The 14046-nt window shown below is 65.5% G+C and carries 7 protein-coding genes; 3 read left to right on the top strand and 4 right to left on the bottom strand.

The window, feature by feature from the left end; all coding sequences use genetic code 11:
• Window positions 1–6 precede the first annotated feature (6 nt).
• Window positions 7–3240 carry an efflux RND transporter permease subunit gene (locus AB4089_RS01505; RefSeq protein ID WP_441407560.1) on the top strand — a complete coding sequence of 1078 codons (3234 nt, stop codon included), beginning with the start codon at window positions 7–9 and terminating at the stop codon, window positions 3238–3240.
• 27 nt (window positions 3241–3267) lie between these two features.
• Here the strand turns inward: AB4089_RS01505 and AB4089_RS01500 are convergent, their stop codons facing one another.
• The 4 genes from AB4089_RS01500 to AB4089_RS01485 form a co-directional block, all read right to left on the bottom strand.
• The gene (locus AB4089_RS01500) at window positions 3268–7530 is read right to left on the bottom strand and encodes a Pls/PosA family non-ribosomal peptide synthetase (RefSeq protein WP_441407559.1); all 4263 of its coding nucleotides are present in this window, start codon (window positions 7528–7530) and stop codon (window positions 3268–3270) included.
• A 58-nt stretch (window positions 7531–7588) separates the two neighbouring features.
• Window positions 7589–8872 (bottom strand): aspartate kinase, encoded by a 1284-nt coding sequence (locus tag AB4089_RS01495; RefSeq protein ID WP_441407678.1) that lies wholly within the window; start codon window positions 8870–8872, stop codon window positions 7589–7591.
• A gap of 192 nt (window positions 8873–9064) precedes the next feature.
• Window positions 9065–10336 carry a diaminobutyrate--2-oxoglutarate transaminase gene (gene ectB, locus AB4089_RS01490; RefSeq protein ID WP_441407558.1) on the bottom strand — a complete coding sequence of 424 codons (1272 nt, stop codon included), beginning with the start codon at window positions 10334–10336 and terminating at the stop codon, window positions 9065–9067.
• Between the two features lie 439 nt (window positions 10337–10775).
• Window positions 10776–12233, bottom strand: a complete 1458-nt coding sequence (locus AB4089_RS01485) for an MFS transporter (RefSeq protein ID WP_441407557.1) — start codon at window positions 12231–12233, stop codon at window positions 10776–10778.
• A 209-nt stretch (window positions 12234–12442) separates the two neighbouring features.
• Between AB4089_RS01485 and AB4089_RS01480 the strand changes: the two genes are divergently transcribed.
• Window positions 12443–13567 (top strand): LLM class flavin-dependent oxidoreductase, encoded by a 1125-nt coding sequence (locus tag AB4089_RS01480; RefSeq protein ID WP_441407556.1) that lies wholly within the window; start codon window positions 12443–12445, stop codon window positions 13565–13567.
• Window positions 13567–14028 (top strand): MarR family winged helix-turn-helix transcriptional regulator, encoded by a 462-nt coding sequence (locus AB4089_RS01475; protein ID WP_441407555.1) that lies wholly within the window; start codon window positions 13567–13569, stop codon window positions 14026–14028. The genes AB4089_RS01480 and AB4089_RS01475 overlap by 1 nt, the downstream gene beginning before the upstream one ends.
• Window positions 14029–14046: the final 18 nt, after the last annotated feature.

The following is a 14046-nucleotide window of genomic DNA, read 5'->3' as shown; positions in this document are numbered from 1 at the left end:
CATGAGATGTTCCGGCTCGCAAAGCTGTCCCTCGCCAACCGGGCCCTGATCGCGCTGATCACGGTGTTCGCGTCGGTTTTCGGTGTGATCACGATGTCCTCGCTGAAGCAGGAGCTCATTCCGTCCATCGAGTTCCCGCAGATCACGGTCATCTCCTCGATGCCCGGCGCGTCGCCGGAAGTCGTGGACAAGCAGATCAGCGCTCCGCTGGAAACGGCGCTCAACGGCGTCGAGGGCCTGGAGTCGACGTCCTCGACCTCGCGGAACGGTGTCTCCCAGATCACCCTGGCGTTCACGTACGGCACCAACCTGGACCGCGCGCGGAACCAGATCGACCGCGCCATCTCCAACGCCAAGCAGGCCCTGCCCAAGGACGTCCAGCCGCAGGCGATCGCCGGGAGCATCAGCGACTTCCCGATCGTGTTCCTGGCCGTGTCCTCGGACAAGCCGCTCAGCGAACTGAACGCCGACCTCGCCCGGCTCAGTGTCCCCCGGCTGCAGAAGCTCGACGGCGTCAGGGGCGCCGACGTCACCGGCGGCGCCACCGAGCACATCCGGATCCTGCCGCGCCCCGGGGACCTGGCGGCGTCGGGCGCGAATCTCCAGTCCATCAGTGACGCACTGAAGAACAACGGTGCGCTGGTTCCGGCCGGCACCGTCGAGGAACAGGGCAAGACCCTCTCGCTGCAGATCGGCAGCCCGGTGGATTCCCTCGACGCCATCAAGGCCCTCCCGCTGGGCTCGGCCCGCGATGCGGCGACGATTGGCAGCGTGGCCGACGTCAGCCTGGTCGAGGACGCCCGCACGTCCATCACACGCACGAACGGCAAGGAAACCCTCGCCCTGTCCGTGACCAAGAAGCCCGACGGCGACACGGTTGGGATCTCCCACGCGGTCAAGGCCGCCATCCCGCAGCTGGAGGCCGAGCTTGGCTCCAACGCCAAGTTCACCCCGGTCTTCGACCAGGCGCCGTTCATCGAGAAATCGATCAAGGACCTCACCACCGAGGGCCTGCTGGGCCTGGGCTTCGCCGTCGCCGTGATCCTGGTGTTCCTCATGTCCGTGCGCTCCACCCTTGTCACGGCCGTGTCCATCCCGCTGTCCCTGCTGATCACGTTCATCGGCCTCTCGGCCACCGGCTACTCGCTGAATATCCTGACCCTGGGCGCGCTCACCATCGCGATCGGACGCGTGGTGGACGACTCGATCGTGGTCATCGAAAACATCAAACGGCATCTGAGCTACGGCGAAACCAAGATCACGGCGATCCTGACCTCCATCCGCGAGGTGGCCGGAGCCATCACGGCCTCCACACTGACCACTGTGGCCGTCTTCCTGCCGATAGCCTTCGTCGGTGATCTGGCCGGCGAGCTGTTCCGGCCGTTCGCCCTGACGGTGACCATCGCCCTGATCTCCTCGCTGCTGGTCTCCCTGACCATCGTGCCGGTGCTGGCGTACTGGTTCCTGCGCACGCCCGCCGGCGCCGGCGCTGATTCTGCCGCCGGCGCTGGCGCTGATTCTGGCGTTGGTTCTGGTTCTGGCACCGGTTCTGGCGCTGGCGTTGCTGCCAGGGCGCATGAGGCCGAGCAGCGCACGCTCCTGCAGCGCGGGTACCTGCCTGTCCTCGCCGGAACGCAGCGGCACCCCGTCCTCACTCTGATCGCCGCGGCGCTGGTGCTCGGCGGCACCGTGGCGATGTCCCCCCTGCTCGCCACCGACCTGCTGGGCCGCTCCGGCGAGAACAGCATGACGGTTAAGCAGGTCCTGCCGGCCGGCACCAGCCTCACCGAGGCCAGCGCCTCGGCCATCCGGGTTGAGGATGTCCTGCGGGGCATCGACGGGATCAAGGACGTCCAGTCCACCACCGGCAACGCCCAGACCGGCTTCTCTGCCCTACTCTCCAGCGGCGCGTCGAACTCGACGTTCACGGTGGTGACGGACGAAAAGGCCAACCAAGGCAAGCTCCAGGACACTGTCCGCAGCCAGCTCGCCCAGCTCGGCGACGCCGGCAAGATCACCGTCGGATCCCAGCAGGGCGGCTTCGGCACGTCCTCGACCGTGGACATCACCCTCAAGGCGGCCACCACGGCTGATCTCCGGGCCGCCAGTGACGCCATGGTCAAGGCCATGGACGGGGTGCCCGGCAGCAGCGAGGTGGCCACCAACCTGGCCGCCAGCCAGCCGGTGGTCCAGGTCAAGGTGGACCGGGCCAAGGCCGTCGCTGCCGGCCTGAACGAAGAGCGCGTGGCAGGGGTCCTGGCCGCCACGATCAGCCCGATCCCGGCCGGCACAGTCCGCATCGACACCAACGACTTCCCGGTACGGATTGGCGACGGCACCCGCTTCACGAGCATCGACGCTGTCCGCGCGATCCCGCTCCCGACGGCGGCCGGCACCGTGCCGCTGGGCAGCATCGCTTCCGTGGAACAGGTCGACGTCCCGGTCTCCATCACCGCCAGCAACGGCCAACGCACAGCACGGATCTCCGTGACGCCGTCGGGCGCCAACCTCGGCGCGGTCAGCACCGAGGTGCAGAACCGCCTCAAGTCGGTCCAGCTGCCGCCGGGGGTCACCGCCACGATCGGCGGCGCCACGACACAGCAGGCCGATTCGTTCCGGCAGCTGGGGCTCGCGCTGCTGGCCGCCGTCGCGATCGTCTACGTGATCATGGTGGCTGCGTTCAAATCCCTCATTCAGCCGCTGATCCTGCTGGTCTCCATCCCGTTCGCGGCCACCGGGGCCATCGCCCTGCTCGTGGTAACCGGGGTGCCGCTGGGACTGCCGTCACTGATCGGCATGCTGATGCTCGTCGGCATCGTGGTGACCAACGCGATTGTGCTGATTGACCTCATCAACCAGTACCGCCAGCCCCGCAACGGCGAGCCCGGGATGGCCGTGGCGGAGGCGATCACGCACGGAGCCCGCCAGCGCCTCCGCCCGATCCTCATGACAGCCCTGGCCACGGTGTTCGCTCTGACGCCCATGGCACTGGGCCTGACCGGCGGCGGCGGTTTCATCTCCCAGCCCCTGGCGATCGTGGTGATCGGCGGCCTGATCTCCTCCACGGCCCTCACGCTGATCCTGGTGCCGGTACTGTACCGGCTCGTGGAAGGACGGCGTGAGCGCAGGGCGTTGCAGAAGTCCCTGCCCCGCGGTCGCCACTCCGCACCGGCAGCCGCGTCCGAGGACTTCCCGGACGACTTCCCCGAAGACGCTCCCCTGCCAACCGGATCTCACTAGGGACTCCGGGGCTGGGATCCTGCCCGGTCAGTGCGTAGTGGCCCGCGCTGACCGGTGTGCCCCGTGGGCCACCCTCGGAAGCCTCAGGAGCCCGCCCTGTGAGGCGAGTGGATCCCGGTGGCGTGGCCCGCTGATGGTCCCGGCACCGATGGTCCCGGCACGGCGCGGCTCCGGGCTGGCGGGGATCATCACCTCGCGTGCCGGGTTGCCCGTGTAGGTTGCATTTTCCGGGACGTCTTCGCCTTTCATCAGCAGGGCATCGGCCCCCAGGGCGGCACCGTCCTGCATCGTCACGCCGTAATTGATCCATGCATCCACGCCTACGGTGCACCGGTCGCCGAGACGGATGCGGTCCGACTTGAAGGCGCCGTCTTCCATGGAGTGGCCCTGAATGGTTGCCCCCTCATTCAAGGCGCCGTCATCACCGATCGTCACGAGTGTCTTCTCCGGCATGTTGGCGCCGGCATCGTAGAGCCGCTTGCCAACCTTGACGCCCAGCATCCTCCAGATCAGGGGCTTGAAGGGCGTCCCGTTGAACCCGGGCATGGCCAGCAGCTTCCACAGCCGTTCGTGCCGCCAGAAGTAGCGGTCGTAGATCGAGCAGTACTGCGGCTTCAGGTGGCGGAAACCCATGACCGAGCGCTCCACCAGCACCAGGATGAGCACCCGGAACACCAGCATGGCGAGCATCATGGCGGCGACAGACAACACACCCAGGACGCTGAAGGCGGACACGGCAACGGCCCCGCTGAGCGTGGCGATAAACAGCAGGACCCAGCGCACTGCCAGGAACAGCACCATGCTCAGGATGTTGTGCCGGTTCTTTGCCGGGAGGGCCCTGTTCTTGGCCTCCTCCATCTTCTTTTCATCAAACTGGGCATCACGCTGGACAGACCGGGGAATCTCGAAGGGCGGCGAGCCGAGCAGGCCAACATCCGTCCGGACCGGACCGTCGATCGGGATCATCACCTTCGTGGCCAGCAGGCAGTTGTCCCCCACGCGGGATCCGATCGGAACGGTGATGGCGTTGCCGAGGAAGTTGTGGCCGGCGATGCGGACCTGCGAGAGGCGGAACGAGGTACTGGTGAAGTCGGCGTTCATCATGTTGAGGCCGTCCGCGACCATGGTCCCCGTCCCCACTGAGCTCAGGTACGGCGACTCATGGGCCAGGGTGGGGCCGAAGTTTGATCCGGTCTGCTGCACTTTGCCGAGTTTGTAACCCAGCGCCCGCAGGTAGTGCACGATGTAGGAACTGTCGCCAAAAACATCTTTGTACAGCCTGACATTGGACATGCGGGACACCATCCGCTGGATGGTGAAGTGCACACCGTACAGCGGATAGACCTTGTCCGGCTTGAGGAAGCGGTTGAGCAGACGCGGGACGGTGAACACCACGATCAGGCCCGTGACCAGGCCGACGACGTACAGCACCAGCGTCACGCCAACCACGTCGAGGAAGAAGCTCGGGTTGCCCAGCTGCAGGTGCCCGCTGCCAAGATAGGACGGCAGGAGCGCCGCGAGCCCGAGGACGGCGGCTGGTACCACCAGGACGAGCCGGTTGAAGAGCTGGAGCAGGCTGAAAATGACTCGCCGGCGGGTGCTGCAGGTCATGGCCGGGACCCGCCGGTAGTCGGCGTTGGTGCGCGCCGCGGGCGATCCGTGCCAGGTTTGTCCATCAGGTACGGCCTGCCCCGTCTGCAGCGACGAGCTGTGTCCGAGCTGGGTGTCGTTCCCCATCGACGTGCCGATGTCCAGGGTGGTCTTCTCCGACACCAGGACATTGTTGCCCAGCGTCACCGGTCCGGTCTCAATCACGCCCGACTGTGCCCGGTAGCAGAGGAACGAGGAGTTTTTCTGGATGACCGTGTTGTCGCCAACCGTAAACAAATCCGGGCAGGCCGGCACCTTCCGGGAGAGGATCACCACACCCTTGCCGATCTTTGCCCCAAGGAGCCGCAGGTACAGCACATAGAGAGGCGAGCCCACGAACAGCACCATGGGATTAGCGCGGGTCAGGGTCTTCACTGCCCAGAACCGCAGGTACCCCGGACTCCAGATTCGGATCTGCTCCGGCTTCCACCGCCCCACCAGGACCCACTTGACGAGGATCGGTGTCACGGACAGGACGAGGAATGTGGCGGCGCCGAAACCGATGGACCGCAACCACATGTCAAACAGGTTGCTTCCTCCGGACGTCCATTGGTAGCCGACAATCAGCAGGCCGGCCGCATACGTGGTGTACCCCAGAAATATCAGCAGCTGGACTACTCCGCACATGACGAACTGGAAAGTGCTCGGCGGAGGCACCGGTTTGGGGGCCGCCGGACCGTCCTCCGGCGTCGAATGGGCCAGTGCCGACTCGAGTTGCCTGGTCTGAAGAGCCTGGAGGTACTCGGCGAGCTGGCGGACCGTGGGGTTTTCGTAGATGTCCTGCATCGCCGCCGACGGCAGGTCCGTATCCTTCCGGACGCGGGCGCAGAAGTGCGCCATCAGCAGTGAGTCGGCGCCCAGGTCGTTGAAAAAGTGCGCATCGACGGACACCTTCTCGAGGCCCAGCACTGTGCCGAGCTGCCCGGCCAGGGCTTTCTCAGCGTCGTTTGTCGGGGCGGTGTAGGACCCGGCGGCAGCCAGGCTGAGCCTGCGCGCCGGCCGGGGCAGCAGCTTCCGGTCCACCTTGCCGCTGGGCATCATGGGAATGGCGTCCAGCTCCTCGAAGTACGCAGGAACCATGTAGCCGGGCAACCTGGTGCGCAGCATCCGGTGGAGATCCTGGGCATCAATGCTCTGGATGTCCTGGCGGAGGGTGTAATACGCGGCCAGTTCCACCACTCCCGGCTCGGGTTCGAAGGTCTGAACAACCCCCTGCGCGATTCCGGGCAGCTGCAGGAGGCAGGATTCGATTTCAGTCAGCTCGATCCGGTACCCGCGGATTTTGACCTGCGTGTCGATCCGGCCGAAGTACTCCAGTTCCCCGCGGTCATTGATCCTGCCCAGGTCTCCGGTGCGGTAGATCCGCCCGGAGGGATTATTGTCGATCCCGAGGAAATCCGGGACAAAGGCCCGCTCCGTCAGGTCCTGCCGGTTCACGTAGCCCCGTGCCAGGCCCACTCCGGCAAGGCCTATTTCCCCGGATTCACCGCGGGGCAGCGCACGGCACCCATCGGGGTCGAGGATGACCGCCGAATACGTGGGAAGCGGCACGCCCAGTGAGACGGGTCCGTCCGGATCCAGCAGGGCCCAGGTCGCGGTAACCGTCGCCTCGGTCGGCCCGTAGACGTTCAGGAAGCGCCGGTCCGGGCGGTGCCAGCGCGTGACCAGGTCTTTCGGGCATGCCTCGCCGGAGACCAGCAAGAACCTGAGGCCGGGCAGGTCCTCGTCAATGGTCGCCAGCAGCGTCGGAACACAACAAAGGGCCGTAATCTTATGTTCGGTCAGGTACTCGGCGAGGTCGGCGCCAAGCAGGTTGGGCCCCTTTGGCTTGGGCACCAGGGTGGCTCCGGCCATCCACGAGACCCAGATTTCCTCGACCGAAAAATCGAATGCGATGGTCATGCCCTGGTACACGCGATCCGTGGCCCGGATGCCATAGTGCGCGGCGGCGACCCGGACGAAGTTGCAGATGCTGGCATGTTCCACGGCCACGCCCTTGGGCCTGCCGGTAGAACCCGAGGTGTAGATGATGTAGGCCAGTTCGTCTTGGGTTCCGCCCATGTCCTTACGGTTCAGCCGCGAGGAGTCCTTGGCGTCGACCTGATCCTGCACATCATCAAGGCACACGGTGACAGCGGCCACTTCAGGCAGCAGGTCCCGCAAATGCGACAGGGACAGGACCATTGTGGCATCGGCGTCTTCGACAATGTACTTGAGCCGGTCAGGAGGGAATCCCGGATCCAGGGGAACATAGGCGGCACGGATCTTCAACACGGCGAGCATCGCCACGTAGGCCCGCCACGGCTGATCAAACAGCAGTGCAATCCGGTCTCCGGGCCGGGCGCCGCACAGCAGCAGATGCCGCGCGAGCTGATTAGCCCGCTCGTCCAGCTGGGCATACGTCAAGACGATGGTGCCCGCATCGACGGCGACCTGCGTACCGAGCCCCTCATCCTGCAAGAGGTCACAGCGATCCTCGAACAGCTGGTCCAGCCGTTCGCCTCGATGCCAGCGGGCCGTCTGATCCGGCGCGGCCGAAGTCAGGATTGTTCCCCCCGTCGAGCCGCCGTTCAGCGACATTTTGCCACGCAGCTCCGGCGGGAGGGTGGGGCCGCTGCCGGTCCTCGCGCTTTTGCCCATCGTTTCGCTCCTTCGCTTTACGTCACGCGCCATGGTTCTGCCACCCTGCGGGCAGGGGTCATATCCCTGCCAGAGATCGCAGTCCGTTGGCCGGCCGGGGGTAAACAGCGGGCGCGAGGTTGTCGTAATGACCCGTTCCGGCGTGCTCCTCCGCCGGAGCCATGCCAAACGCCAGCCGGACGGCCCGCTCGGCATCGGCGAGCCGGTCAGCTTGTGTGATGGCCCCCACGGACGTCTCGGAGATGTCCAGGAGATCGAGGTCCACATCGGCGTCGGACAGGGCCTTGAGGAATGTGCAGAAGATTTCCGGTGACGACCGCATGCCCAGGCCGGTGACGGACACCCTTCCCACCTGGCCGTCGTGCTGCAGGCCGCGGAATCCGATGGTTGCCTTTTCGGCATGCAGCACGGCCAGGGCGGAATTTGCCTGGGCTGCCGGAACGATCAAGGCAACGTTGGAACGGCTTGAGCCCGGGCTGGCCGTGTTGTGGACAATCTTCTGGACGTGCGCCCCGGAACGCGACAGCACACTGAGGATGCGCGCCATGCTGTCCGGTTCGTCCGGAATTCCAACGACGGTGATTTTCGACGCCGAATTGACTCCGGCTACTCCGGTCACCTCGGGCTGCTCCCGTGCGGGCTGGTGCACAGGATGGCGGTCGAGGCCAGGCAGGATCAGCGTCCCAGGGTCCGGCACGAACGAGGACCTGACGTGGATCGGGATACCGAACCGGCGGGCGTATTCAACACACCTCAGATGCAGCACCTTGGACCCGGAGGCCGCGAACTCCAGCATTTCCTCGCTCGAGAGGACTTCGATCTTTCGGGCTGTCGGGACGACACGGGGGTCCGCGGTGTAGACGCCGTCGACGTCCGTGTAGATTTCGCAAATATCTGCCCCAAGTGCCGCTGCGAGCGCGACGGCCGTGAGATCGGAGCCACCGCGACCGAGTGTGGTCACCTTGTTCCGTTTCTTCGTCCTGCCCTGGAATCCTGCAACGATGGGGACTTCGCCGTGGGCCAAGCTAGTGCGGACGCGGTCCGGCCTGACATCAGTGATGTGTGCCTTGCCATGGATGTTGTCGGTAATGAGGCCGGCCGCACTGCCGGTGAATGTGCGCGGCACCTGGCCAAGATCCGCGAGCGCGATCGCCAGCAGGGCCGAGGACACAAGTTCGCCGATGCTCAGGAGGGCATCGAGGTCACCAGGAAGCGGACGGGCGGAAACCTCGGCGGCGAGGTCGCAGAGTTCGTCGGTGGTGTCCCCCATGGCGGACACTACCGCCACGACCCGGTATCCGTTGGCCCGCGTTTTGGCTATGCGTTCAGCTGCACGGAGGATGCCGGCGGCATCAGCCAGGGACGAACCACCAAATTTTTGTACGATGACGCTACCCGGGCGAATCGCCGGGTCGATTTCAACTAGATCACCCTCATAAACCGCTATTGCTTTGCGGGTACCCATTTCTCTCCCCGAAATCTGCTTCGATTTTTGCGAGCGGTACTCCCCCTATGAGCCCCCTACAGCTAATGCCTAAACAGTTGATCCCAAGACCACCGGCTCTCCGGTCACGGAGACCGCCGCGGCAGCGAGAATATCGAGCCCCTTCTGCAGATCCGCAGGACTGATAGTCAGCGCCGGCATCGCTTTGACGACCTCGCCTTCCGGTCCCGACGTTTCCACGAGCAGGCCACGGGCGAACGATTCGGCCGCGATCTTCTCCGCCGTCGCAGGGTTGGGGTAAAAGACTCCCGCGAGCAGTCCCCGTCCACGGACGGTGGCGCCTTCGACGGCTGCCGCGATCTGTTCGAGGCCTTCGTGCAGCTGCGCAATGAGTCCCGCGACGTTTGATTGGAAGCTGCCGTCCTGCCAGTAGTGTTCCAGGGCGGCTGCCCCCGTGACGAACGCCGGGTTGTGCCCACGGAATGTTCCGTTGTGCTCGCCAGGCTTCCAGATGTCCAACTCGGGTTTGAACAATGTCAGTGCCAAAGGCAGTCCAAAGCCAGAGATGGACTTGGACAGGCAGACGATATCCGGAGTAATGGCCGCCTCCTCAAAACTGAAGAAGGTTCCAGTCCGTCCGCATCCTGCTTGCACATCGTCAACGATCAGCAGGATCTCGTGCTGGCGGCACAGCTCCGCAAGGCCCCGCAACCAGGATGCCCGGGCGGCCCGGAGCCCGCCCTCGCCCTGGACGGTTTCCACGATCACCGCGGCGGGTTTGTCGAGTCCTGAGCCCCTGTCCTCCAGGGCTTGCCGGAGCCACAGAAAGTCCGGCATTTGACCGTCGAAAAATCCGTCGTAGGGCATGCTCGACGTATTCGTTAGCGGAACGCCGGCTCCCTGCCGTTTCATTGAATTGCCTGTAACCGACAATGAGCCAAGGGTCATCCCGTGGAATGCATTCGTGAAGCTCAGGACATGCTGCCTGCCGGTGACTTTACGGGCGAGCTTCAGGGCCGCCTCCACGGAGTTCGTTCCCGTTGGGCCAGGGAACATGACTTTGTAGTCCAGGTTCCGGGGCTTGAGGATCAGCTCCTGGAATGTTTCCAGGAACCGCCGCTTGGCAGGCGTCTTCATGTCGAGTGAATGAACGATTGAGCCGGAGAGAAGATAGTCCACCAGCGGTTGCAACAGCACCGGGTTGTTATGTCCGTAGTTCAGTGCTCCGGCGCCGGAAAAGAAGTCCAGATATTCTCTGCCGTCCTCGCTGTACAGGCTACTGCCAGCCGCTCGCTCAAACACCGTGTCCCAACTGCGGCAATAGGTGCGAACCTCAGACTCCAAGCTTTCAAAGATATCCATCTGTCAATGTCCCCCGCACTTCCGACTGGCGAAGTTTCCCGAGCGTAAACACGGCTCGGGCTTTCCTGATGACGGGCATGGAAAGGAGACAGCGCAGCTTCTGTGGCGCGCTGGGTTTTTCTTTCGTGGGGCCCGTATTTGGTCACGTATCGACGTTGTCTATACGTGAACTGGGCAGGTCAGCTGGGTCTGCCCGGATGCTTATCGGTTCTTATCTTAATCTCAGGAAACTTTCGGCACCTCAGTAGCGGGTACCTGTTTTTTCCGCCCAAACGGCGGTCAAACTACCCGATTCTCCGGAGAGCCTGTGGTACTCGCGATCCCGGGTACTTAGAAGGAGCCGCCGGCTCTCGCCCATCCGTGGACGTGCTGCCGGCTTACCGGCGCCGGTACTCGACGTCGGTACTCTATGTCATGGGTTTTCAGTGCACGGAACAGGCTAGCGGTAGCCGGCGGGGAGGGGCGCGCCGGCGGCCGTGGCCGGGTCGGAGAATGCCAGCCGCGGCACCAGTACCAGTGCGGCGGCCGCGGCCAGCCCGGTCACCCCGCAGATGGTCCATACCGTGAGGTACCCGGCGAGCGGAGCCGCGGTCTGCACGGAGTCCCCCGGTCCGGCCCCGGCGTCGGCGAGGACGTGGCTGAGCAGGGCGATGCCGAACACCGCGGAGGCAAAGGCCCCACCGATGGTCTTGGTGGTGTTGGTCAGGCCGGTGGCCATGGCGGTGCGGTTGAGGGGCGCGGCCGCGGCAGCCGCCGAGGGCAGCGCCGCGACGAGTGCCCCGGAGCCGACGCCGGCGACCGCCATGTTCGCCAGCGCCTCGGCGAGGCTGCCATGGAACGGCAGGAACAGCAGATAGCCCAGCCCCACGAGCGCGGCGGCGCCCACCAGCGTCCAGCGTGGCGTGAGCCGGCGTGTGATCACCGGATACAGCAGTGCGCCCACGAGCAGTGCCAGCACGTACACGCCGATGATGATGGAGACCTGCCCGGCGCGCAGCCCTAGGCCGTAGCCGTGCAGCGCGGGGTCGGTCCTGGCGAAGGTGGACAACGGAGCCTGTGCGCCCAGGACCGAGACGCCAAAGAGCCCGGCGGTCAGCTGGACCGGCCACATGGACTTGCCCCGCAGCATCCGGATGTCCACGAGGGGATCCGCCGTGCGCAGCTCGAACCGCGCAAACGGGATGAACACCAAGATCCCTGCCGCCACCAGCGCCCACGGCCACCACGTGCCGGCTCCGTTGAGGCGCATGAACGTCAGGCCAGAGGTGATGAGCAGGAGTCCGAGCGCGAGCAGGGTGAACCCGCGGGTGTCCACGCGGCCGCCGCTGCGCTCACTGGACTCGGGCACGCCAAAGCGGATGGCGAACCAGCAGGCGGACACGGCCAGCGCGGGGACCAGGAGCACGAGCTGCAGCTGCCCGGCGAAGACTTCCACAAGCGCGCCGGCGGCCAGTGCCCCGGCGATGACGCCGGCCTCCAGTGCCCCGACCAGAACGCCGGCCGCCCGCCGGGTGCGGGCGGCTCCGTCGGGCAGCTGATGGACGCGGCTGAAGATCAGCGCGATTTCCAGCGGCAGCCAGACCACGTAGAAGCCCTGGAACGCCCACGCTGCCAGGAACGTCCAAAAGTCCGGGGCGAGCGCGACGCCCCAGGCGGCCGCGGCGGTGACCACAGTGGAAGCCAGCAGGATCTTCCGGTGCCCGTACATGTCCCCCAGCTTGGCCAGCACCGGCACGGTCAGGGCACTGACCATCAGCTGGGCGGCTTCGAACCAGTTGACGTCGGCGTCGTGGATGCCCAGGTGCCGGGCGATGTCGGTGAGGATGGGCGTGTAGTAGCCCTGCAGGATTCCGCTGGTGAGTTCGACCAGACACAGAAAAGCTACGACACGTCGCAAGGGAGGCCTTCCGGGCGGGCAGGCACCTCATGGCCAGCCGATTGGTTGCATCCTAGGCCCCTGCTCCGGCGCGGGTGGCAAACCCGGCCGGAAGTGCCGGGAATATTCGGCCGTGTCGGATGTTGTAGCCATCGATACATGCAAATGCATGTAAATCAGGTATAGTGAAAAGCAGTTCCCGGATCAGACAGGCCACGGAAAGGCACATCATGCAGATCGGCGTCTTCAGCGTCAGCGACATCACCACCGACCCCACCACGGGCCGCACCCCCACGGAGCACGAACGCATCAAAGCCTCCGTGGCGATCGCCAAGAAGGTTGAAGAGATCGGCATGGATGTCTACGCCCTCGGCGAGCACCACAACCGGCCATTCTTCTCCTCCTCCCCCACCACCACGCTCGCGTATATCGCCGCCCAGACCGAGCGGATCATCCTGTCCACGGCCACCACGCTGATCACCACCAATGACCCGGTGAAGATCGCGGAGGACTTTGCGATGCTCCAGCACCTCGCCGACGGACGCGTGGACCTGGTGCTGGGCCGCGGCAACACCGCCCCCGTCTACCCCTGGTTCGGCAAGAACATCCAGGACGGGATCGAGCTCGCGATCGAGAACTACTCCCTGCTGCGCCGCCTGTGGGACGAGGACACCGTCAACTGGTCCGGCAAGCACCGCACCCCGCTGCAGAACTTCACCTCCACGCCCCGCCCGCTCGACGGCGTCGCCCCCTTCGTGTGGCACGGCTCCATCCGCACGCCGCAGATCGCCGAAGTGGCGGCGTACTACGGTGACGGCTTCTTCGCCAACAACATCTTCTGGCCCAAGGAGCACTACCAGCAGCTAATCGGCCTCTACCGCGAACGCTACGAGCACTACGGACACGGCAAGGCGGACCAAGCCATTGTGGGCCTCGGCGGCCAGTTCTTCATGCGGAAGAATTCCCAGGACGCTGTCAAGGAGTTCCGCCCGTACTTTGACAACGCACCGGTCTACGGCCACGGCCCGTCGCTGGAGGACTTCACGTCACAGACCCCGCTGACTGTCGGAAGCCCGCAGGAAGTGATCGAGAAGACCCTGACGTTCCGCGAGTACTTCGGCGACTACCAGCGCCAGCTCTTCCTGATCGACCACGCAGGCCTGCCGCTGAAGACCGTCCTGGAACAGCTGGACCTGTTCGGCGAAGAGGTCCTGCCGGTGCTGCGCAAGGAATATGCCGCGCTCAAGCCCGCACATGTCCCGGAACCGCCGACGCACGCCGGCCGGGTGGCTGCCGCTGTGGCAGCTGGCACCGTGGACGCCGCCGCGGCAGAGTCCACCAGCCAGGACGCGTGATGTCCGCCAAGACCACGGAATCGCCGGTGCGCCTGGCCGCGGAAACCTGGGAATCCCTGTTCCGGGCCCAGGTGGCGGTGATGCGCAAGCTGCAGGCCGCGCCGGCGTTCAAGTCACTGGCGCTCAATGAATACGACGTCCTTTTCACGCTCTCCCGGTGCCCCTCCGGGTGGCTGCGCCTGAACGAGCTCAACGACAACGTCCTGCTGAGCCAGTCCAGCCTGAGCCGGCTGGTGGAGCGGCTCGAAAAGCGCGGGCTCCTCGAACGGACACCTGCTCCCGACGACGGCCGCGGGATCCTCATCCGGCTCACCGACGCCGGGCGGGACCTGCAGAAACAAATCGGCCGGGAACACGTCCGCGACATCGCCGCGCTCGTGGGCCCGGCCCTCACCGCCGCGGAACAGCAGGAACTGCTGCGCCTGACCGAGAAACTCCGCGCCTCGGTCACGGTGCGCTGAGGGCGGGCCGGGCCCGGC

It is taken from the genome of Arthrobacter sp. 2MCAF15 (assembly GCF_052115605.1).
Classification (GTDB): domain Bacteria; phylum Actinomycetota; class Actinomycetes; order Actinomycetales; family Micrococcaceae; genus Arthrobacter.
Note: the sequence above shows the minus strand (reverse complement) of the source record. Positions and strands in the feature narration are given on the sequence as shown.